Origin of the sequence: Xanthomonas sp. LMG 12460 (assembly GCF_009192895.1) — a bacterium.
GTDB lineage: Bacteria > Pseudomonadota > Gammaproteobacteria > Xanthomonadales > Xanthomonadaceae > Xanthomonas_A > Xanthomonas_A sontii.
The window spans coordinates 77957-99894 of record NZ_NKUH01000037.1; the positions used below are offsets into that span (position 1 = coordinate 77957).

Annotated in this window: 21 protein-coding genes and 1 riboswitch; of the genes, 8 read left to right on the forward strand and 13 right to left on the reverse strand. The window is 70.2% G+C overall.

What is annotated here, in order from left to right:
* The first annotated feature begins 37 nt into the window (after window positions 1-37).
* Entirely contained in the window at window positions 38-1993 is a 1956-nt protein-coding gene (locus CEK66_RS08905; protein ID WP_152236668.1) for a S8 family peptidase, read from the forward strand.
* Window positions 1994-2030: 37 nt separating this feature from the next.
* Here the strand turns inward: CEK66_RS08905 and CEK66_RS08910 are convergent, their stop codons facing one another.
* Complete coding sequence (locus CEK66_RS08910) at window positions 2031-2411, reverse strand: VOC family protein (protein ID WP_152236669.1); 381 nt, start codon at window positions 2409-2411, stop codon at window positions 2031-2033.
* 33 nt (window positions 2412-2444) lie between these two features.
* Entirely contained in the window at window positions 2445-3698 is a 1254-nt protein-coding gene (locus tag CEK66_RS08915) for an MFS transporter (protein ID WP_152236670.1), read from the reverse strand.
* Window positions 3699-3797: 99 nt separating this feature from the next.
* Between CEK66_RS08915 and CEK66_RS08920 the strand changes: the two genes are divergently transcribed.
* Entirely contained in the window at window positions 3798-4703 is a 906-nt protein-coding gene (locus CEK66_RS08920; RefSeq protein WP_152236671.1) for a LysR family transcriptional regulator, read from the forward strand.
* A 788-nt stretch (window positions 4704-5491) separates the two neighbouring features.
* Here the strand turns inward: CEK66_RS08920 and CEK66_RS08930 are convergent.
* From CEK66_RS08930 to CEK66_RS08950, 5 genes are all read right to left on the reverse strand, one after another.
* On the reverse strand, window positions 5492-5824 hold the full coding sequence (locus tag CEK66_RS08930) for a thioredoxin family protein (protein ID WP_017911175.1): 333 nt from the start codon (window positions 5822-5824) through the stop codon (window positions 5492-5494).
* Between the two features lie 88 nt (window positions 5825-5912).
* The gene (locus CEK66_RS08935) at window positions 5913-6473 is read right to left on the reverse strand and encodes a flavodoxin (protein ID WP_152236672.1); all 561 of its coding nucleotides are present in this window, start codon (window positions 6471-6473) and stop codon (window positions 5913-5915) included.
* Window positions 6474-6593: 120 nt separating this feature from the next.
* Entirely contained in the window at window positions 6594-7634 is a 1041-nt protein-coding gene (locus CEK66_RS08940) for a ribonucleotide-diphosphate reductase subunit beta (RefSeq protein ID WP_010340146.1), read from the reverse strand.
* A gap of 108 nt (window positions 7635-7742) precedes the next feature.
* Window positions 7743-10157 carry a ribonucleoside-diphosphate reductase subunit alpha gene (locus CEK66_RS08945; RefSeq protein WP_010341219.1) on the reverse strand — a complete coding sequence of 805 codons (2415 nt, stop codon included), beginning with the start codon at window positions 10155-10157 and terminating at the stop codon, window positions 7743-7745.
* A 180-nt stretch (window positions 10158-10337) separates the two neighbouring features.
* Window positions 10338-10557, reverse strand: a riboswitch (cobalamin riboswitch).
* Between the two features lie 187 nt (window positions 10558-10744).
* On the reverse strand, window positions 10745-11272 hold the full coding sequence (locus CEK66_RS08950) for a hypothetical protein (protein WP_226978543.1): 528 nt from the start codon (window positions 11270-11272) through the stop codon (window positions 10745-10747).
* Window positions 11273-11450: 178 nt separating this feature from the next.
* Between CEK66_RS08950 and ompR the strand changes: the two genes are divergently transcribed.
* The 3 genes from ompR (at window position 11451) to CEK66_RS08965 (ending at window position 14445) form a co-directional block, all read left to right on the forward strand.
* On the forward strand, window positions 11451-12179 hold the full coding sequence (gene ompR, locus CEK66_RS08955) for a two-component system response regulator OmpR (RefSeq protein ID WP_152236673.1): 729 nt from the start codon (window positions 11451-11453) through the stop codon (window positions 12177-12179).
* A complete protein-coding gene (locus CEK66_RS08960) occupies window positions 12176-13444 on the forward strand; it encodes an ATP-binding protein (RefSeq protein WP_152236674.1) in 1269 nt (422 codons plus the stop codon). Before ompR ends, CEK66_RS08960 begins: the two co-directional genes overlap by 4 nt.
* Before the next feature lie 77 nt (window positions 13445-13521).
* Entirely contained in the window at window positions 13522-14445 is a 924-nt protein-coding gene (locus CEK66_RS08965; RefSeq protein ID WP_152236675.1) for an alpha/beta hydrolase, read from the forward strand.
* Window positions 14446-14479: 34 nt separating this feature from the next.
* On the opposite strand, the gene CEK66_RS08970 is transcribed toward CEK66_RS08965, so the two are convergent.
* From CEK66_RS08970 to CEK66_RS08980, 3 genes are all read right to left on the reverse strand, one after another.
* Window positions 14480-15250 carry an NAD-dependent deacylase gene (locus tag CEK66_RS08970; protein ID WP_152236676.1) on the reverse strand — a complete coding sequence of 257 codons (771 nt, stop codon included), beginning with the start codon at window positions 15248-15250 and terminating at the stop codon, window positions 14480-14482.
* A 165-nt stretch (window positions 15251-15415) separates the two neighbouring features.
* The gene (locus CEK66_RS08975) at window positions 15416-15847 is read right to left on the reverse strand and encodes an organic hydroperoxide resistance protein (protein ID WP_010342071.1); all 432 of its coding nucleotides are present in this window, start codon (window positions 15845-15847) and stop codon (window positions 15416-15418) included.
* Window positions 15848-15931: 84 nt separating this feature from the next.
* A complete protein-coding gene (locus tag CEK66_RS08980; RefSeq protein ID WP_152236677.1) occupies window positions 15932-16390 on the reverse strand; it encodes a MarR family transcriptional regulator in 459 nt (152 codons plus the stop codon).
* A 140-nt stretch (window positions 16391-16530) separates the two neighbouring features.
* Between CEK66_RS08980 and CEK66_RS08985 the strand changes: the two genes are divergently transcribed.
* A complete protein-coding gene (locus CEK66_RS08985; protein ID WP_152236678.1) occupies window positions 16531-16929 on the forward strand; it encodes a hypothetical protein in 399 nt (132 codons plus the stop codon).
* A gap of 22 nt (window positions 16930-16951) precedes the next feature.
* Here the strand turns inward: CEK66_RS08985 and zapE are convergent, their stop codons facing one another.
* Complete coding sequence (gene zapE, locus CEK66_RS08990; protein WP_152236679.1) at window positions 16952-18049, reverse strand: cell division protein ZapE; 1098 nt, start codon at window positions 18047-18049, stop codon at window positions 16952-16954.
* Complete coding sequence (locus CEK66_RS08995; RefSeq protein WP_148827221.1) at window positions 18046-18711, reverse strand: alpha/beta family hydrolase; 666 nt, start codon at window positions 18709-18711, stop codon at window positions 18046-18048. Before CEK66_RS08995 ends, zapE begins: the two co-directional genes overlap by 4 nt.
* 86 nt (window positions 18712-18797) lie before the next feature.
* Between CEK66_RS08995 and CEK66_RS09000 the strand changes: the two genes are divergently transcribed.
* The gene (locus tag CEK66_RS09000; RefSeq protein ID WP_152236680.1) at window positions 18798-19661 is read left to right on the forward strand and encodes an EamA/RhaT family transporter; all 864 of its coding nucleotides are present in this window, start codon (window positions 18798-18800) and stop codon (window positions 19659-19661) included.
* A 61-nt stretch (window positions 19662-19722) separates the two neighbouring features.
* Here CEK66_RS09000 and CEK66_RS09005 read toward each other — a convergent pair whose 3' ends face one another.
* Window positions 19723-21048, reverse strand: a complete 1326-nt coding sequence (locus tag CEK66_RS09005; RefSeq protein ID WP_152236681.1) for a GTP-binding protein — start codon at window positions 21046-21048, stop codon at window positions 19723-19725.
* Window positions 21049-21123: 75 nt separating this feature from the next.
* On the opposite strand from CEK66_RS09005, the gene CEK66_RS09010 reads away from it, so the two are divergent.
* A complete protein-coding gene (locus CEK66_RS09010) occupies window positions 21124-21507 on the forward strand; it encodes a MerC domain-containing protein (RefSeq protein WP_017911918.1) in 384 nt (127 codons plus the stop codon).
* Window positions 21508-21938: the final 431 nt, after the last annotated feature.

The window sequence follows — 21938 nt, forward strand, 5'->3', positions numbered from 1 at the left end:
TTTCCACGCCTTCGTCGATCTTCGCAGAGACACCGCCATGACCCATGCCATCCCGCTTTCCCGCAACCTGCTCGCCCTGTCGCTGGGCCTGGCCCTCGCCGGCACCGCGCAGGCGCAGACCGCCCCGCGCTTCTCGGTCCTGGCCCAGGCCGCGCCCGGGCAATCCACCGTCTACGACGGCCTGATCGTGACCTATCGCGACGGCAGCAGCGCCGTCCGCGACACGCGCGCCGCCAGCGCCACGCTGAACCAGATCATGGCCGCGCGCAGCACCGCCAGCACCTGGACCAGCACCTACCGGCAGACCGCCCCGGCCTTGAACCGGGTGCGTCGCCTCGCCATCGGCGCCGACCTGGTGCGGCCCAGCCGCGCGCTGACGCCATCGCAGTTGCAGACGCTGATCGCCAGCCTGAAGGCCGACCCCGCAATCGCGCACGTGGAGCCCAACCTGGTGCTCAAGCCGGTACGCAGCGCCGCGCAGGCCACGGCCAGCGCGGCAAGCGCACCGAACGATCCCGGCTACGCCGTGCAGTGGCACCTGCGCACGCCCGATGGCCACCTGGAAACGTTGGCGCCGGAGACCACCGGCTATCCCAACCGTGGCGGCATCGATCTGTTGCCGGCCTGGCAGTACGGCACCGGCCAGGGCGTGGTGGTGGCGGTGATCGATACCGGCATCACCGCGCATCCGGACCTGGACACCTCGCTGGCCAGCGCCGGCTACGACTTCATCAGCGATGCGCTGATGTCCGGCCGCGCCAGCAACGGACGCGTCGCGGGCGGCTGGGACACCGGCGACTGGACCACCGACGACAAGTACCTGGTCGCCAACGGCGGCTGTGCGCAACCGCAGGAACAGACCGACAGTTCCTGGCACGGCACCCACGTCGCCGGCACTATCGCCATGCGCACCAACAACGGCATCGGCATGGCCGGGATCGCGCCGGACGCGAAGATCCTGCCGATCCGCGCGCTCGGCCATTGCGGCGGCACCACCGCCGATATCGCCGATGCCATCGTGTGGGCCTCGGGCGGCCACGTCGACGGCGTGCCCGACAATGCCAACCCCGCCGAGGTGATCAACATGAGCCTGGGCGGCGGCGGCGCCTGCGCGCAGGATTCGGTCACCGCCAATGCCATCGCCAGTGCCATCGCGCGCGGCAGCGTGGTGGTGGTGGCCGCAGGCAACGACAACGCCGACGCCGGGGGCTATTCGCCGGCCAGTTGCCCGGGCGTCATCAACGTCGCCGCCACCGGCATCACCGGCGGTCGCGCCTACTATTCCAACTTCGGCAATACCATCACCCTGTCCGCGCCCGGCGGCGGCGTGTACGCCAACGATGCATCCAGCGGTGCGGGATCGGTGCGCACCGGCCTGGTCTGGTCCACCCTCAACAACGGCACCCATGGTCCGGACCAGCCGGCCTACGCCGGCTACGCGGGCACGTCCATGGCCTCTCCGCACGTGGCCGGCGTGGTCGCCCTGGCGATCAGCGCGGCGATCAACGCCGGCCGGCCGGTGCCGACGACCGCGCAGATGCGCGACATCCTGACCCAGACCTCCAACGTGTTCCCGGTGAAGCCGACGCTGCGCATCGGCGCCGGCATCCTCAATGCCGGCAAGGCGGTCGCGCGCGCTGCAGGCGCCAGCGGCGGCGGCGAGGAAGCCACCGCCACGACCATCGCGCGCGGCACGCAGAGCCGGCTGTCCGCCGCTACGGGCCAGGGGCCGCTGTACCGCCTGGATGTCCCGGCCAACGCACGCAACCTGCAACTGCGCACCTTGGGCGGTAGCGGCCAGCTGCGGCTGTACGTACGTGCGGTGCGCGCACCCAGCGCCGACGGCAGCGATGCCGACTACAGCTCGGTGCGCAACGGCACCACGCAGAACGTGCAGATGGCGCTGCCGGCGACCGGCAGCTACTTCTTCCGCCTGGTCGGCGGCAGCGGCGGCTACGCCAACGTGACCCTGTCGGTGAGCTACACGGAGTGACCGAACGCCACGGGCGCTGCCGCGGCGGCGCCCCTGTTCACAACGGGTTGGCGACCTCGATCAGGTTGCCGTCCGGATCGCGGAAGTACAGCGACAGGATCGGTCCGCGGGCGCCGGTGCGTTGCACCGGCCCGTCCTCGATCGGCACGGCGGCAGCGCGCAGTTCCTCGGCCACCTGCGCCAGCGGCGTGGCGGTGAGAAAGCACAGATCGGCCGAGCCCGGCGTCGGCACCCGCGCCTTCGGGTCGAACTCGTGGCCATGCCGATGAAGGTTGATCTTCTGCTCGCCGAACGCCAGCGCCTTGCGGCCTTCGCCGAAGGTCACCACGCGCATGCCCAGCACCCGCGCATAGAACGCGCAGGTCGCCTCGATGTCGGCGACGGTGAGGACCAGATGGTCGAGATGGTCGATCTGCATTGCGGAACCCTCGTTGGATGACGGCAGCGCGGTTCACTCGCCGCGCGGCGGATGCGGCCCGAAGCGGCCGTAGGGGCGGCTGTCGTCGGCGCCGCGGCGCAGCACCTGCGCGGCGACCAGGCCGATGCCCAGCAACACCAGGCAGCAGGCGACCAGTGCGTTCCAGCCGCCGTGCTGCCACGCCGCACCGCTGAGCGAGCCGATCACGCTGGCACCGGCGTAGTACGCCAGCAGGTACAGCGAGGCGGCATGGCCCTTGAACTGCCCGCCCAGGCGCCCGACCCAGGCGCTGGCCGCCGAATGCGCGACGAAGAAGCCGATGGTCAGCAGCACGATGCCGGCGATGACCGGCACCAGCGCATGCGCCAGGGTCAGCGCCACGCCCAGCGCCGCGGTGGCGATGCCGGCCAGCACCACCGGGCCGCGACCGAACCGGTCCGAGGCGGCGCCGGCGACCGAGGACGACACGATGCCGAACACGTAGGCGCTGAAGATCATGCCGAGCTGGCTCTGGCTCAGCCCGAATTCCGGCCCGCCCAGGCGGAAGCCGGCGTAGTTGTAGACGCTGACGAACACGCCCATCGCCAGGAACGGGATCGCGAACAGCCACGGCAGGTGGCGATCGCGCAGATGCCCGCCCCAGGCGCGCAGGTGGAAGCGCAGGTTCACTCCCTGGCGGCGCACGAAGTGCCGCGACGGCGGCAGCAGCCACACGAAGCCGACCGCAGCCAGCAGATCCACCGCGCTCAGCGTAGCCAGCGCGGTGCGCCAGTCGAAGTGGTCGGTGAGCATGCTCATGCCGATGCGACCGACCATGCCGCCGAACGCATTGCCGGCCACGTACAGCCCGGTCGCCGCGCCGAGCCGGCTCGCCGGCAGTTCCTCGGCCAGGTACACCATCGCCACCGCCGGCACGCCGCCCAGGGCGATGCCGGACAGCGCGCGCACCACCACCAGCGCGCCCCAGTGCGGCAGGTAGGAGGCGAGCAGGTTGAGCAGCGCCGCCAACGCGATCGACACGAACATCAGCCCGCGCCGGCCCAGCGTTTCCGACACTGCGCCGGCGCAGAAGATCGCGATCGCCAGGCCGCCTGTGGCCAGCGACAGCGGCAGCGAGCTGGCCGCCGCGCTGAGGCCGAACTCGCGGGCGAACGCGGGCAGCAGCGGCTGCACGCTGTACAGCAGCGAGAAGGTGGCGAAGCCGGCCAGGAACAGCGCCAGGCGGATGCGCAACAGCGGCGCATCGTCCACGGCGTGCACCGGCGGGCATTGGCTGGAGGCGTTCACGGTGTGGGTCGCGGCGGGAGACGGATGGCCAGTATTCGCCTGCCGCCACCCGGCGTCCAATATATGATCGACCCACTCTCCATATGCTCTGGATATGACATGGAACTGCGCCACCTGCGCTATTTCCTGGCCGTGGCCGAGGCCGGGCACTTCACCCGCGCCGCGGCGCAACTGGGCATCCAGCAACCGCCGCTGAGCCAGCAGATCCGCGCACTGGAGGAGGAACTGGGCACGCCGCTGTTCGTGCGCACGCCGCGCGGCGCCGAGCTGACCGATGCCGGCCGCGCCTTTCGCACCGAAGCACGACGCGTCCTTGCCGACCTGGAACGCGCCGGCGACGCCGCACGCCGCGCCGCACGCGGCGAGAGCGGCGTGCTGCGGCTCGGCTTCACCGCCTCGGCGGCGTTCAACCCGATCGTGCCGACCCTGGTGCGCGGCTTCCGCCGCGGCTGGCCGGCGGTGACGCTGGCGCTGGAAGAGACCAACACCGCCGGCCTGCTCGCCGCGCTGCTGCAGGGACGGCTGGATGCGGCCTTCATTCGCTACAGCGTAGCCACGCCCTCGGAACTGCAGTTGCTCAAGCTGCCCGACGAACCGATGAAGATCGCGGTACCGGCGGCGCACCGCCTGGCCAAGCGCCGCCGCGCGCCGCTGTCGGCGCTGGCCGGCGAACCGTTCATCCTGTTCCCGCGCAGCTTCGGCACCAGCCTGTACGACGAGATCCTCGATGCCTGCCGCCAGGCCGGCTTCGAACTGAAGATCGAACAGGAAGCGCCGCAGATGTCGTCCATCGTCAACCTGGTGGCCGCCGAACTGGGCGTGTCGGTGGTTCCCGCCTCGACCGCGCAGGTGCAGTTGCCCGGCGTGCGCTACCTGGACATCGACGGCCGCGTGCCGATGGCGCGCCTGGCCTTGGCCGCGCTGCCGGCCACCGCGCAGGCGATGCCGATCGTGCGCCACCTGTGGCAGTTGGCGCAGGGGCATGCGGCGGGCAGGCGTGGGTAGGGGCATCGCTGCACGCTTCTGGGCGCGCCTGTAGGAATCAACTGTCGAGCAGCCGCGACGAACGGCGCGTGCGGGTACCCAACCGCGTAAGGCGTCGGGACTGAAGTCCCTCCCACAGTGCACCCAGCTAACGTACCGCAAGCCCCGATAAGAGTCGTCCCGCCACGCGCGAACCCCACCTGCCGCTGCTGCGGAAACCAGCGTCGTTGCGTGTCCACCACGATCGACAACCGACATGGGCCACCAAGCGCAGCGCCTTCGCTGGCGGACACTGCAATGACGCGAGCGGGCGTTGCAGCGGCCGTCGCTTCGGCCGTTGCTGTTGCCGTTGTCGTTGCTGTTGCTTCGGCTTTTGACTTACCGGGTTCCCTTCCGAAGCGGCGGCCAGCACGGGGAAAAACCCCGAAGGGGCGGCGCACAGGGACGTGCGCCGTCCGCGGCAGGGACAGGATGCCCCTTCCGCGGATCCCCGGGATGGACGCGGACCCGTAGCGCGTTAGCGCGGAGGGCGCGAGGCAGGGTGTGCTTGACCAGCCTTCGGCTGTGGTAAAGCGCTTCTTTTGGTTACTTTTCTTTGCATAAGCAAAGAAGTGCTTCTCAGCAGCCGAAGGCTGATCAAAGTAACTCGCCGCAAGGCGAAAGCCGTTGCTGTTGATGTTGATGTTGCTGCTTGATTTACGCGTCGGACAAGCACAACCGCAAGAGTGAGCTTTGGCAGCGATAAGCTCTATCGGTGAAGCCCGTCGCGGCTGAAGCCGCTCCTACGAGATACGAGGAACGCGGCGCGCTCAACCCAGATGCGTGCGCACCGCTTCGTCGATCTTGGCCGGCGGCACGAAGCCGGGCACCCGCGCCACTTCCTCGCCCTGGCGGAACAGCATCAGGGTCGGCGTCTGGCGCAGGCCCTGGGCGCGGAAGAACTCCTCGCCCACGTCTTCCATCTTCACCTTGAGCAGGGTCACGCCTTGCGCGCTCTCGCCCTCGGCGAAACGCTCCAGCGACTTGTCGAGCATGCGGCAGCCCGGGCAGTTGTCCTTGTTGAAATCGGCCAGCACGCGCGGATGCGCGGCGAGGGCATCGGCGAACTGTTCGGCACTGGAAACGGTGATGGTGGTGAGCATGGAACGAAACCTTGTCTGATGTCGGAAGAAGCCCGGCGTGCGATGGGGACGCCGGCGATGCCAGGAAAACAGATGAACGACGACGGCGTCAGCCGCTGCCATGCAACGGCAACACCCTCGCAGCGAAGCCAGCCGCGCCCGCGGGAGCGGACTCGGCAGCGGCCACCGGCACATCGCCTGCCAACGACGCGCGCGCCGCGCACAACGCCAGCACCTGCGCGCACCACGCGTCGATGGCCGCGTTGTCGCGGTCGCCGTGCGGCATCTGCTCGATCTCCAGCAATGGATAAACACTCTCGAAGAACCGCGCGATGCGCTTGACCGCCCCGCAGTAGTACTCCAGCCCCCACTGCGTCTCGCCGGTGCCGAACGCCGCCACTTCGATCGTCTTGCCTGTCGCCTCGACCAACTCGGCGATATAGCGCTTCATCTCCGCCGGCGTGCGCCCGGCGTTGTCGCTCCAACTGCCGAGCAGATGCAGGTCGAAGTCCGCCGCACGCGCGGCGTCGCCGAGCGCGCCCTGCAGCGTCTGCAGATCGGTGTGGATCCAGGTGACCGCGTGCCCGGCCGCCTCGCACTGCGCATGCACGCGGCGGGCGACGTCGCGGGTATTGCCGCTGAGCGAAGCGTAGGCGAGCAGGATACGCATGGGGCAGGGATTCGGGAGTGGGGATTCGGGATTCGTCAGAGCAGGATGGCGGTGCTTCACCAATCCCGAATGCCTGGCTTTTCAGCAGCCGAACGGCTGATCATCCCCAATCCCGGCCCTTCACAGATCGTCGAAGCCGTTGTCCGAGTTGGTCTTCTTGTAGCTGGCGTTGCGCATCTCGAAGAAGTCGGTCTTGGTCTCGGTGAAGTTGTCGGCGTAGGCCTTGATCCACGGCATCACGTTGTCGCTGGCGCCGCTGTACAGCTTCTCGATGCCGAGCATGCCGGACATCTTGTTGGCGCGGTACTTCACGTACTGGATCATCTCGTCCACGTCGATGCCCTCGATGCCGTCGAGCACTTCCGAGGACCACTCGGTCTCCAGGCGGATCGCGTGTTCGAAGGCCTGGTGCACGTAGTCGGTCAGCTCGTTGGTCTGCAGCTCGGCGTTCTCGCCGATGATGGCGCGGATCAGCTCGCTGATGAACTTGGTGTGGGCCAGCTCGTCGCGGTTGATGAAGCTGATGATCTTGCCGGTACCGGTCATGCGGTTCTGCCGGACCAGGTTGTAGAAATACGCGAAGCCGGAATAGAAGTTGATGCCTTCCAGGATCGAGGACTGGATCAGCGAGCGCAGCAGGGTCTCTGCGGTCTTCTCGCGCATGAAGTCGTCGTAGGCCTGCATGATCGGCTGGTTGCGCGCGATGATGGTCGGATGCGTGCGCGCGATCTCGAACACGCGGTTCTGGTCGGCCAGGCCGGCGATCGAGGCCAGCACGTACGAGTAGCTCTCGTTGTGGATCACTTCCTGCTGGCCGATGATCGCGGCGTTGGCGTGCGCGGCCGGGTCGGTGATGTATTCGGCGACGTTGTAGATGAAGCGCGTCTGCGGCGAATCCAGCGTGGCCAGCAGGCCGATGATCGAGTCGTAGGCGTTCTTCTCGCGCGCCGACAGCTCCCCGTACTGCTTGGCATCGCCCTTCATGTCCACTTCGTCGGGGATCCAGAAGTTGGTCGACAGCTCCTTGTACGCCCGGTAGAAGGACGGGTACGGGATGTCGTTCCAGTTGAGGATGCCGCTGGTGGTGCCGTTGATGATGCCGGTGGAACGGTTGGGGTGCAGCGGTTCGAGGATCTTGATGCGGTCGAGCGCGATGGCCATGGATGTGCTTCGGTAGTCGGGTGAACGGCGCCGGCGGGCGGCGCGGGAATACGGGACGCGCGCGGCAGGACCGGCCTGCCGCGCGGCGCGGGCGTCAAACGCCGGCGATCAGCTCGAGCACCACTCGCACTCGCTGATGTCGATGTCGTTGGAACGCACGTAGTACGTGGTCTTCAGGCCTTCCTTCCACGCGGTCATGTGCAGGTCCAGCAGGGTGCTGGCGCGGATGCCGCTGGGCACGTAGAAGTTGAAGCTGATCGACTGGTCGACGTGGCGCTGACGGCGCGCGTTCTGGCGCACGCTGGCGAACTGGTCGACCTTGTAGGCGCCCTTCTCGTAGTACGGATAGGTGTCCACGGTCAGCCCCGGCGCCACCACCGGACGGCGGAAGTCCTTCTTCTCTTCGTAGTAGAACGCGCTGTAGATGGGGTCGATCGAGGCGGTGGAGCCGGCGATCTGCGCGGTGCTCATGTTCGGCGCCACCGCCACCATCCAGGCGTTGCGCACGCCGTGCACGCTCACCTGCGCGGCCAGTTCCTGCCACTGCGCGCTGTCGTAGCCGCGCTTGGTGAAGTACTCGCCGTTCTGCCAGTCGCTGCCCTTGAACACCTTGTACGCGCCCTTCTCCTTGGCCAGCGCCAGGCTCGCCTGGATGGTCAGGTAGTTGATGCGCTCGTACAGCGAATCGCTGTACGCCTCGGCGTCCGGCGAATTCCAGTCGATGCCCTTCTGCGCCAGCAGGTGGTGCCAGCCGAAGGTGCCCAGGCCGATCGCGCGGTACTTCTGGTTGGTGATGGTGGCCTGCGGCACCGGCAGCTCGTTGAGGTCGATGACGTTATCGAGCATGCGCACCTGGACGCGGATCAGCCGCTCCAGGATGTCCGGCGACAGCAGGTCCGGCTGCGCGGTAACCGCGCGGCCCAGGTTCACCGAGGACAGGTTGCACACGACGAAGTCGCCGGCCTGCTTGGTGGTGACGATCTGGTCGCCGCTGATCATCTCCTGGATGACCCGCGTCGGGCTCATGTTCTGCAGGATCTCGGTGCACAGGTTGCTGGAATACACCATGCCCTGGTGCTTGTTCGGGTTCATGCGATTGACTTCGTCGCGATAGAACATGAACGGGTTGCCGGTCTCCAACTGGCTGACCATGATCCGTTTGAACATGTCGATGGCCTTGACCACCTTGCGGCCGATGCGCTCGTCGGCCACCACTTCCTCGTAGCGGGCGCGGAAGCTGCCTTCGCCGCGCTTCTCGTCGAAGAAGTCCTGCAGATACCAGCCCTTGACCTCCTTCACCTCGTGCGGGTCGAACAGGTACCACTCGCCGCGGCGCTCCACCGCTTCCATGAAGATGTCCGGCACGCACACCGCGGTGAACACGTCGTGCGCGCGCAGGCGCTGGTCGCCGTTGTTCAGGCGCAGGTCCAGGAACGCCTCGATGTCGCGGTGCCAGATGTCCAGGTACACGGCGATGGCGCCCTTGCGCTGGCCGAGCTGGTCCACCGACACGGCGGTGTTGTTGAGCTGCTTGATCCACGGCACCACGCCGCCGCTGGAGTTCTTCACGCCGCGGATCGCCGAACCGGAGGAACGCACGTAGCCCAGGTAGGCGCCGACGCCGCCGCCGTGCTTGGACACGCGCGCCACGTCGGTGTTGGAGTCGTAGATGCCCTGCAGGCTGTCGTCGACGGTGTCGATGAAGCAGCTCGACAGCTGCCCGCCGATCTTGCCGGCGTTGGCCAGGGTCGGCGTGGCCACGGTCATGTACAGGTTGGACAGGGCCCAGTAGGCCTCGCCGACCAGCTGCATGCGGCGCTCGCGCGGCTTCTCGTCCTGCATCAGGTACAGGGCGATGGTCAGCCAGCGCTCCTGCGGCAGTTCGTAGACCTTGCGCGAGTTGTCGGTGGCCAGGTAACGCGTGGCCAGCAGGTACAGGCCGTTGTAGGCGAACAGCTTGTCGCGCTCCGGATCGATCATGCGGCCGGCTTCGGCCAGTTCGTCCTTGGAGTAGTTCTTGAGGATGTCGATCGAGTACACGCCGCGGTCGGCCAGGCTTTCCTGCAGGCCGACGTAGGAGCCGTACTTCTCGCCGGCATCGTAGAAACGGTTCTTGCTGGCGCGCTTGTACAGGCGGTCCAGGTACAGGCGCGCGGCGAAGTACTCCCACTCCGGCGTGGCGATGTCCACGCGCGACTCGGCCTCGCGGATCAGGTAGTCGACCATGTCGTCGGCCGACAGGCTTTCCTTCTTCTCGATGAAGGCGAAGGCCTTGCGCTCGTAGTCGCTCACGTCCAGCTGCGGGAACTCGGCGTGGATCCGGTCCAGGGTGCGCTGCAGGCGCGAGCGGTCGAAGGCCATGCGGCGGTTGCCGCCGTCCTTGACGATCCAGGTCACGGCGCGCTGGTCGTTGCTCGGCTCGCTGCTGGCCGTCGGCTCCGGCTGGGCAGTGGCGGCAGCGGTCGTGGGGTCGACGGCGGCGTCGACGGACGCGGTGGCCGGCAGGCTGTGGGTCTGGCTCATGAAGGTCTCCAAGCGTGGTGCACGCGGCCGCCCGACCCTCGCAGGCAGCGGTCCGACCGGGTTCGCAGGTGGGCAGGCGGTGTCGCGAAGACTGCAAACGGCGCAGGCACCGGGCCTGCGGGCGGTCAACGCTGCACCGACCCTCTCCCCCCGGAGAGCGCGCGGTCGGCGCCGCGCGGTGTGCTTCGCGCGGCTGTCGGCAGGTCTTCGGGCTGATGGGCAACGGCCGTGGCCGGTTCCTAGCCCGTCGCTTCCCAAGGCGGGCGCCTCAGTGCGGATGACGGGTTCGTTCCCAATTACCGCTGCGGGGCAGCGCCGGAGTTGGCGTTGGCACGCCGCACCGGCTTCCCTTTTGATCCCGCGGCTTGGGGCCGCCGGAACCGACCACCCCAAGATAGTGGGGTCGGTCGGCAACGTCAACGCTAAATATGGGTGGAATTACGAAAACCTAAGCCTGGCAACGGTTTGCCGCCGACGGCCGATTCCGGTCCCGCCGCGGCGGCCGTTCGCGGCCGTGACGGGGTCGTGAAGCCGGCCGCAAACACGGGCGTTGGCGCCCCCGGACGACCCCGACACCGCCACCTCGCTTAGGGCCGGCACGGCACCACCGCGCCGCTGGCATCGGTGCAGGTCCCGGTGTGGACGACACTGCCGTCCTGCACGCTGGTGCTGCCCTGGTAGCTGCCCTGCGTGCCATCGACGGTGCTCTGGCGGCTGCCGCTGAGCGTGCCGTCGGCGGCCCGGGCCAGGCTGCCACTGCTGCTCGCGCTGGCGCCGTCGGCGCGCTGGACGCTGGCACTGCCCTGGCGGCTGGCGCTGCCGTCGGCGTTGCGCTCGGCGCTGCCTTGGCGCGTGGCGCTGCCGCCGGCGGCGGTCGTGCGGGTAGCGGCGCTGCGCGAGCTGGCGTTGCCCTGGCCGTCGGCCTGCCATTGGCGGGCGCGCTGCACGCTGCCGTGCGCGCCGCTGGCGCTGGCCTGCACGGCGGCGTGGCGGACGCCGTCGGTGCCGCCGGCGGTGCGCGTGCGGGTGTGTTCGCGTGCCGGTGCACTGGGCGCGACCAGGACGCCGGCGGCCAGCGCCAGCAGCAAGGGAGTGATGCGACGGGACAGCGACATGGCGTTCTCCGGTGACGGCAGCAGCGTGCTGCCGAGCGTCACCGTAGCCATGGCGCCGGCGCCGCGGGCGCCGCATCGGCCAGCAAATGTTGCCGAACGCCGCGGCGGAAACATCCGCTTACAGTTGCGCCGCGGCGGCCGTTGCCGCGGGGCCGCGGCGCAACCGATAGTGGCGTCCATGGACGATGCCGCGCCCGCTCCCCGCCTGCTGCTGGTCGACGACGACGACCGCCTGCGCGCCCTGCTGTGCCGCTACCTGGAGCGCCAGGGCTTCGCGGTCAAGACGGTGGCCGACGGCATGCAGCTGCAGCAGGCGCTGGCGCGCGGCCACTACGACCTGGTGGTGCTGGACCTGATGCTGCCCGGCGAGAACGGCCTGGAGATCTGCCGGCGCCTGCGCGGCCAGGGCGACCACACCCCGATCGTGATGCTGACCGCCAAGGGCGACGAGATCGACCGCATCGTCGGCCTGGAGATCGGCGCCGACGACTACCTGCCCAAGCCGGTCAACCCGCGCGAGCTGCTGGCGCGGATCCGGGCGGTGCTGCGGCGCACCCGCCCGGGCGGCGCCGGCGCACCGCAACCGGAGGGCGGCGAGATCGGCTTCGGCCGCTTCCGCCTGCACCTGGGCCGGCGCGAGCTGCGCCGCGACGGCGAACCGCTGAAGCTGACCACCGCCGAGTTCGCGGTGCTGTCGGTGCTGCTGCGGCACCCGCAGCAGCCGCTGAGCCGCGACCGCCTGTCCAGCCTGGCGCACGGCCGCGAACACGAGCCGCTGGGGCGCAGCATCGACGTGATCGTCGCGCGGCTGCGCAAGCTGCTGGAGGACGACGTGCGCACGCCGCGGCTGATCCAGACCGTGTGGGGCGTGGGCTACGTGTACGTGCCGCCGGGGCCGCAGGCATGAGCGCGCCTGCCTCCCGCGCCAGCGGCTGGCCGCGCAGCCTGTTCGGGCAACTGGCGCTGGTGATCGCGCTGGTGCTGGCCGGCGCCGGCCTGCTGGCGCTGCTGCTCGGCCGCGAACTGGCGCTGCGGCCAGCAGCGCAGCAGCAACTGCGCGTGCTGCACGGTTTCGCCAATGTCGCCGAGGCGCTGCAGCGCTCGCCGGCCGCCGCGGCGCTGACGCCGGCGTTGCGCGAGGCCGGCCTGCAACTGCGCAGCGCGCCGCCCACCGCCAGCGCCGCCGGCCCGCTGGCCGACGCGATGCAGCGCCGTGCGGCCGATCAGCTCGGCCCCGGGCGCGCGCTGCGCCGCGATGCCGACGGCACCCTGTGGCTGCAACTGGCCACGCCGACCCCGCTGTGGGTGGCGTTCTCCAGCCAGCCGCGCGAGCACGGCCTGCGCCGGTTCTCGGTGGCGATGCTGGCCGGTTGCGCGCTGCTGGTCTGGCTGGCCGCTGCGCTGGTCGCGCGGCGCCTGGTGCGGCCGCTGCGGCAACTGGCGCAGGCCGCGCCGCACCTGGTCCGCGGCGAACAGGCCGGACCGATCGCCACCGGCGGTCCGCGTGAGGTCGCCGCGCTGGCGCAGGCGCTCACCGCGGCCAGCGCCGACGTGCGCCACGCCGCCGCCGAGCGTGCGCTGCTGCTGGCCGGCATCTCCCACGACCTGCGCACCCCGCTGACCCGGCTGCAGTACGCGCTGGCGCTGCTGCCTCAGGTGGAGCCGGAACTGCGCGAAGGCATGGAGCGCGACATCGGCGAGATCGACGCGATCCTGGCGCAGTTCATCGCCTACGCCCGCGACGGCCGCGACGAACCGGCCGTCGCGCTGGACCTGGTCGACCTCTGCCGGCAGGCACTGGGCGCGGCGCAGCCCGGCTGGGAGGCCGTCCTGCCCGCGCAGGCGCCGCTGCACGGGCGGCCGCTGGCGCTGCAGCGCGCGCTCGGCAACCTCATCGGCAATGCCGAACGGCACGGCGCGGCGCCGTTCCAGCTGCGCCTGCACAGCGACGGCGGCGATGGCTGGTGCATCGAGGTGCGCGACCACGGCCCCGGCCTGGACCCGGCGCTGGCCGCGCGCGCGTTGCAGCCGTTCGTGCACGGCGGCCATGGCGGCAGCGGACTGGGCCTGGCGATCGTCGAGCGCGTCGCGCGCCAGCATCGCGGCGCGTTGCTGCTGCAACCCATCGCCCCACACGGCCTTTGCGCCATCCTGCATCTGCGCCCGGCCTGAGCCCGGCGCGCGCCGACGCCCGCACGCGTCGGCCGCGCCACGCCCCTCCTCTCCGTCCTCCATGGAGTGATCCGCCCATGCGCCTGTCACGCCCCTCGCCCACCCACGGCCTGCTCGCCCTGATGTTGCTGCTGCCGTTGCTCGCCGCCCCCGTCCACGCCCAGGACGGGCGCTTGCGCGCCCGCCTGCTGCAGCGCCTGGCCACGCGCGACGGCGCCGACGGCGCACGCGCGCCCTTGCCCGCCGGCGCGCAGGTGCTGCGCGACGTCGCCTACGGCCCAGACCCGGCGCAGCGCATGGACGTGTACCTGCCGGCCGGCGCACGTCAGGCGCCGCTGATCGTGATGGTGCACGGCGGCGGCTGGGCCGACGGCGACAAAGACAACCCCGGCGTGGCCGCCAACAAGGTCGCGCACTGGCTGCCGCAGGGCCATGTGCTGGTGTCGGTGAACTATCGCCTGCTGCCGCAGGCCACGCCGCTTGCGCAGGCAGAAGACGTGGCGCGCGCGGTCGCCCGGATCCAGCAACTGGCGCCACAGTGGGGCGCCGATCCGGCGCGGCTGGTGCTGATGGGCCACTCGGCCGGCGCGCACCTGGTGAGCCTGCTGAACCTGTCGCCGGACCTGCTGGCGCAGGCCGGGGCGCGCCGACCGCTGGGCACGGTGGCGCTGGACAGTGCGGCGATGGACGTGGAGCAGGTGATGCAGCAACGGCATCTGCCGCTGTACGACCGCGCGTTCGGCAGCGTGCGCAGCGACTGGATCGCCGCCTCGCCGTACCACGTCATGGGCGCCAGCGCGCCGCCGCTGCTGGCGGTGTGCTCCAGCCGCCGTGCCGATGCCTGCGCGCAGGCGCGCCACCTGGCCAGCAAGGCCGGCGCCCGCGGCATCCGCGTCGAGGTGCTGCCGCAGGATGCCAGCCACGCCGAACTCAACCGCGACCTGGGCCTGCCCTCGGCCTACACCGCGGCGGTGGACGCGTTCCTGCACACGCTGCGCTGAGCGCCGCGCGCAGCTTCCGCGGCCGGCAACGCGCTCAGGCCACCATGCACTGCTGCAGCAGCAACGGCAGCGCCACCGCGGCGCTGTCGCGCCAGTGCAGATCCGCACGGGCCGACAACGCACTGGGTTCGGGATTGATCTCGACCACGCAGGCGCCGCGCTCCTTGGCCTGCAGCGGCAGGCTGGCGGCCGGATAGACCAGGCCGGAACTGCCGATCACCAGCACCAGGTCGGCGGCGTCGGCCGCGCTCTGCGCGCGCGCCCACTCCGCCGCCGGCAGCGCCTCGCCGAACCACACCACGCCCGGGCGTACCGTGCCGCCGCAGGCCGCGCACACCGGCGGCACCAGGCGCTGGCTGGGCGTGTGCACGTCGATCGGCGGCAGCAAGCCGCGCCAGGGCTGGCCGCAGTCGCTGCAGCGCAGCGCCGACAGGCGGCCGTGCACGTGCGCGGCGACCTCGCTGCCGGCGCGCTGGTGCAGGTCGTCCACGTTCTGGGTCACCAGGGTGGTGTGGCGGACCTCGGCCAGGCGCGCCAGCGCCAGGTGCCCGGCGTGCGGCTGCGCCTGCGCCACGATCGCCATGCGCCAGCGGTACCAGCCCCAGACCAGGGCCGGGTCGGCACGCCAGGCGTCCTCGGTGGCCAGTTGCTCGGGATCGAAGCGCGACCACAGGCTGTCGTCCTGGCCACGGAAGGTCGGCACCCCGCTCTCGGCGGACATGCCGGCACCGGTCAGCACCAGCAGACGGCGCGCGCCCTGGATGAAGGCGGCGACGGTCTCGGCGTTGTAGGCGGAACTGAGCATGGCGCGCTCGATTTGACCAAGCGCACACTATTGCATCGCCGCAGGTCACCCTCAATGTGCACGGCAGCACGCGCAGGCGCCCGCAACGCGAACGGGCGGCCAGTGGCCGCCCGTTCGCGCGTGGTCATGGACCGGCACAGACGCCGGCCCGGACCTCCGGCTGGCTCAGTCGAGCACGACCAGCTTGACGTCGATGTTGCCGCGGGTGGCGTTGGAGTACGGGCACACCTGATGCGCCTTCTCCACCAGCGATTCCAGCGTCGCACGCTCCAGGCCCGGCACGGCGATGCGCAGTTCCACGGCGATGCCGAAGCCGCCCGGGATCTGGCCGATGCCGACATGGCCTTCGATGCTCGGCTCGGCCGGCAGCTTCACCTTCTCCTGGCCGGCGACGAACTTCAGCGCGCCGATGAAGCAGGCCGAGTAGCCGGCCGCGAACAGCTGCTCCGGGTTGGTGCCGTCGCCGCCGGCGCCGCCCAGCTCGCGCGGGGTCGACAGCTTGACGTCCAGCGCCTTGTCCGGGGTGGCGGCGCGGCCGTCGCGGCCCCCGGTGGCGGTGGCGGTGGCGGTGTAGGCGATGGTGGTCGGTGAAGCCATGGTGGTTCTCCTTGGAGGGCGGCGCCGCGGCGCCATGGGGTAGAGGGGCGGGTTAGAGGGGACTGCGATCGGGTCGGGAACCGCTCAGGCGGCGGCCTGCAACTTGCCGCGGACCTCTTCCAGATCGTGCTTGAGCCGGGTCAGTTGCTGCAGATCGCAGGCGACCGCGCACAGCACGCCTTCCGGCACCGCCTGCGCGCGCGTGCGCAGCGCCTGGCCGTCGGCGGTCAACGCGATCAGCACACGGCGCTCGTCGTCGGCGGCGCGGCTGCGGGTCAGCAGGCCGATCGCCTCCAGGCGCTTGAGCAACGGGGTCAGCGTGGCCGAATCCAGGAACAGCTTCTCGCCGATCTCCGACACGCTGCGCTGGTCCTGCTCCCACAGCACCAGCATCACCAGGTACTGCGGATAGGTCAGGCCGAGGTCGCGCAGCAGCCCGCGGTAGAGCTTGTGCATGGCCAGGTTGGCCGAATACAGCGCGAAGCACAGCTGGGTATCCAGCTTCAGCAGGGCGGTGGCGTCGGGGGCAGAGGTACGGTTCATGGGCACTACATTACATAGCGCGCGATTTAATTGCAAGCGATATTTTGCCCCGCCGACTCCTCGCTGAAGCGGGCGCCGCCCTGCCCTCGTGCCGCCAGCGGCGCAGGACTACGCTGCGCGCAACGTAGAGGAGCTTCCGCATGCGCGCATCGTTCCTGCTGCTGGCCGCGCTCGGCGCTGCCCCAGTGATGTCCAAGGCCGTGCCCAACACCCTGCCCGATGGCCCGGTGCTGGTCGGTGCCGGCGCCGACGCGCTGGCCCGGGAAACCCGTCGCCAGTGCCCCGGCGTGCCGACCGACCGGCTCACCCCGGCCGATCTGCTCGATGCCGAGGAGACCTTTCGCGATGGATTGTCGACAGCGCAGCGCCAGGCCATGGACCGGCAGTTGCCGCAGGACGGCGCGTCCGGGCCGGCGCGCTGCGCGCGCAGCGAAGGCGGCGCCAGTTGCCCGGCAGTTGCCTATCTGGAAGAGATCGCTGGCGCGGGCCTGATGCCGCGCTTCGTCGCCGGGCTGTGTGCGCCCGGCGCGGTGCGCTGAGCGTCCGCAGACGCTCCTGCGCTCAGACCCGGTGCGCCGCCGACAGGTACTCGGCGCTCTGCATCTCGATCAGCCGCGAGGCGGTGCGCTCGAACGCACCGGCCAGGCGCTCGCCGGTGTACAGCAGCGGCGGCGGATCCTGCGCGGTGCAGACCAGGTTGACGTGGCGGTCGTACAGCTCGTCGATCAGGTTGACGAAGCGCCGCGCCGCGTCCTCGTTCATGCGGTCGAAGTGCGGGATGCCGCCGAGCAGCACGGTGGTGAACTCGTGCGCGATCTCGATGTAGTCGCTGGGACCGCGCGGGCCTTCGCACAAGGCGACGAAATCGAACCAGACGATGCTCTTGCCGCGCGCACGTACCGGGATCTTGCGCCCTTCCAGTTCGATGTTGCCGCGGCGCGCCTCGGCATTGCCGGTCAGCGCGCTCCAGCGCTCGCCCAGCCAGGCGTCGCTGTCCTCGGCCAGCGGCGCGCGGTACACCGGCGAGCGGGTCAGCGCGCGCATGCGGTAATCCTCGGTGCCCTCGGCGTACAGCTCCACGCAATAGGTCTGCAGCAGGCCGATCGCCGGCAGGAAGCTCTCGCGCTGCAGGCCGTTGAGGTACAGGTTCTGCGGCGCGGTGTTGGAGGTGGTGACCAGGGTCACGCCCTCGGCGAACAGGCGCTCGAGCAGGCGCGACAGCAGCATCGCATCGCCGATGTCGGTGACGAAGAACTCGTCCAGCACCAGCACGCGCAGCCGGCTGCGCCACTCCTGCGCGATCTTCGCCAGCGGATCGCTCTGCCCGGCGTGCTCGCGCAGGCGCTCGTGCACGCCGCGCATGAAGCGGTGGAAATGCGTGCGGTACTTCCGCGCGATCGGCAGGCCGTCGTAGAACAGATCGACCAGGAAGGTCTTGCCGCGGCCGACCCCGCCCCAGAAATACAGCCCGCGCACCGGCTCGGGCTTTTTCCAGAACGCCGACAGCCGGTCCAGCCAGCCCTCCTGGTCGCCGTCCACGATCGCGACGTGGATGCGGTCCAGTTCGGCCAGCGCCGCATGCTGGGCCGGATCGTCGCGCCAGTCGCCGCGCGCCACGCCCTCGGCGTAGCGCAGCGACGGCAATGCCGCCGCGCTCACGCCTGCGCCGCCGGCAGCCAGGCCTTGACCGCGTGCTGCAGGGCGCCGCGCAGGTCGATCAGCTTGCGATGGAAGAAATGGCTGGTGTCGGGCATGCGCACCAGTTGCGGCTGTGCCTCCAGGGTCTCCAGCCAGTCGTACACGGCCTGCGGATCGACGATCTCGTCGGCCTCGCCCTGGATCACCAGCCACTGCGGCGGCGGCGCCATGCCGGAAAAATCCCAGCGCCCGGCCGGCGGCGCGATCGAGATCAGCACCTGCGGCTGCAACGCGGCGCTGGCGCGCAGCGAGACGTAGGCGCCGAAGCTGAAACCTGCGAGCCACAGCGCGTCGTGCGGACGCTGATCGCGCACCCAGGCGGCCACCGCGGCCAGGTCCTGCTGCTCGCCGTCGCCGTGGTCGAAGCTGCCGGCAGACGCGCCGACGCTGCGGAAGTTGAAGCGCACCACGCGCACGCCCAGCTCGCGCAACGCGCGCGCGACCATGGTCACCACCTTGTTGTGCATGCTGCCGCCCTCGGTGGACAGCGGATGGCAGACGATGGCGGTGACCGGCAGCGCGGCGACGTCGGCGTCGGGCAGATCGACCGCGGCCTCGATCGGGCCGGCGGGGCCTTGCAGCGTCAGTGCGCCGGAAGCGGTGGGGAAAGCGGGAGAGGTCATGCGGTCATAATACCGGGGCTGGGTCGCGGCCACATGCCGAAGCGGTGCACGCAGCGTTCTTTTTCCTCCCGATCCGGATCCTGCGTGTGGTCTTCGTCCTGTTGAGTGTGGTGTGCAGCGTGCTGGTCTCGGCGCTGCTGAAGCTGGCGCCGCAGCGGCGCATCGACCTGGCCCAGGCGGTGACCTGGAACTACCTGGCGGCGTTGCTGCTGTGCGCCGCCCTGCTGCAGCCGCCGCTGGCCGCACTGGGCGATGCGCACACGCCGTGGGTGTCGCTGCTGGCGCTGGGCGTGTTGCTGCCGAGCCTGTTCCTGGTGCTGGGCCGCGCGGTGGCCAACGCCGGCATCGTGCGCACCGACGCGGCGCAGCGGCTGTCGCTGCTGCTGTCGCTGGCGGCGGCCTTCCTCTGGTTCGGCGAACGCGCCAATGGCGCCAAGCTGGCCGGCCTGGCGCTGGGCCTGCTGGCGATCGTCGGCATCGTGCAGCGACCGCAGGCGGCCGCGCACAGCACCGCGCGCACCACGCCGTGGCTGCTGCTGGTATGGGTCGGCTTCGCCGCGATCGACGTGCTGCTCAAGCGCATCGCCCAGGCCGGCACGCCGTTCGCCGCCTCGCTGCTGGTCGCCTTCGCGCTGGCTTTCGTGCTGCTGCTGGGCGTGCAACTGTGGCGCCACCTGCGCGGCACCGTCCCGTTGGCCTGGCGCAACCTCGGCGCCGGCCTGCTGCTGGGTGCACTCAACTTCGGCAACATCCTGTTCTACGTGCGCGCGCATCAGGCCCTGCCGGACAGCCCGGCCAGCGTGTTCGCGGCGATGAACCTGGGTGTGATCGGCCTGGGCACCCTGCTCGGCATCGCCGTGCTCGGCGAACGCACCAACCGCTGGAACCGCCTCGGCCTGCTGCTGGCGGTGCCGGCGATCGTCCTGATCGCGATGGGCGCAGGCGGCTAACGCTCAGCGCCCGCACCGCGCTCTCACGATTCCCCAGTCCCGATTCCCCACTCCCGGCCCATCAGCGCCGCCATACCGGAAACGGATCCTCCAGCCCCTGCCACACCACCGGCCCCTGCCGCAGTTCGGCATCGTCGAGCAGGCAGGCATCGAGTTCGGCACGCACCCGCGCCTCGTCCAGGCCGACGCCGATCACCGCCAGTTCCTGGCGGCGATCGCCCCACAGCGGATGCCACATCGCCCGCAGCGCCGCGTACTCGCGCGCATCGCCGACCTCCTCGGCCTGCGGCGGCGGCGCGTTCCAGCACGCGGTCTGCTGGCGCTGCCAGCCCAGCTCGGTATACGGCAGCGGCGACGGCGGCAACGCCAGCGGCGTATCCAGCAGGCCGCGATCCACGCGCTCGCGCGCCGCATACCAGAAGCCGGCGGCCTGGGTCTGGGTGGCCGCACCGACGATGGACAGCTCGCCGACCCAGTCCATGCGGCTGGCCAGCCAGAAGAAGCCCTTGCTGCGGATCACGTCGCGCAGGCCGCGTTGCGCCAGCCGCGCGAAGCGCAGCGGATGGAACGGCCGGCGCGCGCGATAGACGAAGCTTTCGATGCCGAACTGTTCGGTCTCCGGCGCGTGCTCGCCGCGCAGCGCCTGCATCCAGCCCGGCGCCAGTTGCGCGCGCACGAAATCGAAGCGGCCGGTGTCCAGCACCAGCTCCAGCGGCACCTCGCCGCGGCTGGCCTCGACGATGCGCGCATCGCGGTTGAGCGCGCGCAGCACCGCGCGGGTGCGGTCGAGGGTGGCCGTATCGGCCAGGTCGGCCTTGCTGATGACGATCACGTCGGCGAACTCGATCTGCTCCACCAGCAGGTTGACCAGCCCGCGCTCGTCGTCGTCCCCGGCCTGCAGGCCGCGGTCGGCCAGGCGCTCGGCCGAGCCGAAGTCGCGCAGGAAGCTGACCCCGTCGACCACGGTGAGCATGGTGTCCAGGCGCGCGACGTCGGCCAGGCCGCGGCCGTCGGCGTCGCGCACGGCGAAGGTCGCCGCCACCGGCATCGGCTCGGAGATGCCGGTGGATTCGATCAACAGGTAGTCGTAGCGCCCGCTCTCGGCCAGGCGCTGCACCTCCTGGCGCAGGTCGTCGCGCAGGGTGCAGCAGATGCAGCCGTTGCTGAACTCGACCAGGGTCTCTTCGGTGCGACTGAGCGCGGCGCCGCCGTCGCGGATCAGCGCCGCGTCGATGTTGACCTCGCTCATGTCGTTGACGATTACGGCCACCCGGCGCCCATCGCGGTTGTGCAGCACGCGGTTGAGCAGGGTGGTCTTGCCGGCACCCAGGAAGCCGGACAGGACGGTGACGGGGAGGCGGGAATCGGAAACGGCGGACGTGGACATGGCGGGCATCGGCGCGGAGGCGTGGCGGGCTGGAAATGTTACTATATAACACTTGGTGCATTGGAGTGATCGTCCATGAAATCCCTGCCGCAATCCTTCTTCGACGCCTCGGCGATGGTGTTGTCCGGGCTGTGCCTGCTGCACTGCCTGGCCTTGCCCTTGCTGGCCGCGGCGCTGCCGTTGTTCGGCGTCTGGGCCGAGGCCGAGTGGGTGCACGTGGTGTTCGTGGCGATCGCCGCGCCGTTGGCGGGGCTGGCGCTGTGGCGCGGGCACCGGCGCGACGCGCTGCCCTGGCCGCTGTGGACGCTGGCGGCACTGGGCCTGCTCGGTCTGTTGGCCGGCGCTTTCGGCATTCCCGACGAGGCCAGCGAGACCGCGATGACGGTGAGCGGCAGTCTGGCGTTGGCCAGTGCGCATCTGTGGAACTGGCGCCGGCATCGGCGGCGTTGCCGGCATTGAGCATGGGGCGCGCTGTGTAGCGCGCTTCGCTCGAGGCGATCAGGGGCGCGATGCAGCGTGGCTTTCGCTGTTGTTTTTGCTGTTGTTTTTGCCGTTGCTCCGGCTTTTGACTTGTCGGGTTCCCTTCCGAAGCGGCGGCCAGCGCGGGGAAAAACCCCGAAGGGGCGGCGTACATGGATGTACGCCGTCCGCGGCAGGGGCAGGATGCCCCTTCCGCGGATCCCCGGGCTGGACGCGGACCCGGAGCGCGTTAGCGCGGAGGGCGCGAGGCAGGGTGTGCTTTCTTTTGGTTACTTTTCTTTGCACAAGCAAAGAAAAGTAACTCGCCGCAAGGCGAAAGCTTTGCTATTGCACTTGCTCTCGCTATCGCACTTGCTCTTGCACTTGCTGTTACTACGGCGGCCGATGGATTGTAGGAGTCAACTGTCATG

Coding starts and splice junctions, on each gene's coding strand:
- CEK66_RS08905 (WP_152236668.1), top strand. CDS start 38: ATGACCCATGCCATCCCGCTTTCCCGCAACCTGCTCGCCCTGTCGCTG.
- CEK66_RS08910 (WP_152236669.1), bottom strand. CDS start 2,411: ATGCAGATCGACCATCTCGACCATCTGGTCCTCACCGTCGCCGACATC.
- CEK66_RS08920 (WP_152236671.1), top strand. CDS start 3,798: ATGGAACTGCGCCACCTGCGCTATTTCCTGGCCGTGGCCGAGGCCGGG.
- CEK66_RS08930 (WP_017911175.1), bottom strand. CDS start 5,824: ATGCTCACCACCATCACCGTTTCCAGTGCCGAACAGTTCGCCGATGCC.
- CEK66_RS08935 (WP_152236672.1), bottom strand. CDS start 6,473: ATGCGTATCCTGCTCGCCTACGCTTCGCTCAGCGGCAATACCCGCGAC.
- CEK66_RS08940 (WP_010340146.1), bottom strand. CDS start 7,634: ATGGCCATCGCGCTCGACCGCATCAAGATCCTCGAACCGCTGCACCCC.
- CEK66_RS08945 (WP_010341219.1), bottom strand. CDS start 10,157: ATGAGCCAGACCCACAGCCTGCCGGCCACCGCGTCCGTCGACGCCGCC.
- CEK66_RS08950 (WP_226978543.1), bottom strand. CDS start 11,272: ATGTCGCTGTCCCGTCGCATCACTCCCTTGCTGCTGGCGCTGGCCGCC.
- ompR (WP_152236673.1), top strand. CDS start 11,451: ATGGACGATGCCGCGCCCGCTCCCCGCCTGCTGCTGGTCGACGACGAC.
- CEK66_RS08960 (WP_152236674.1), top strand. CDS start 12,176: ATGAGCGCGCCTGCCTCCCGCGCCAGCGGCTGGCCGCGCAGCCTGTTC.
- CEK66_RS08965 (WP_152236675.1), top strand. CDS start 13,522: ATGCGCCTGTCACGCCCCTCGCCCACCCACGGCCTGCTCGCCCTGATG.
- CEK66_RS08970 (WP_152236676.1), bottom strand. CDS start 15,250: ATGCTCAGTTCCGCCTACAACGCCGAGACCGTCGCCGCCTTCATCCAG.
- CEK66_RS08975 (WP_010342071.1), bottom strand. CDS start 15,847: ATGGCTTCACCGACCACCATCGCCTACACCGCCACCGCCACCGCCACC.
- CEK66_RS08980 (WP_152236677.1), bottom strand. CDS start 16,390: ATGAACCGTACCTCTGCCCCCGACGCCACCGCCCTGCTGAAGCTGGAT.
- CEK66_RS08985 (WP_152236678.1), top strand. CDS start 16,531: ATGCGCGCATCGTTCCTGCTGCTGGCCGCGCTCGGCGCTGCCCCAGTG.
- CEK66_RS08995 (WP_148827221.1), bottom strand. CDS start 18,711: ATGACCTCTCCCGCTTTCCCCACCGCTTCCGGCGCACTGACGCTGCAA.
- CEK66_RS09005 (WP_152236681.1), bottom strand. CDS start 21,048: ATGTCCACGTCCGCCGTTTCCGATTCCCGCCTCCCCGTCACCGTCCTG.
- CEK66_RS09010 (WP_017911918.1), top strand. CDS start 21,124: ATGAAATCCCTGCCGCAATCCTTCTTCGACGCCTCGGCGATGGTGTTG.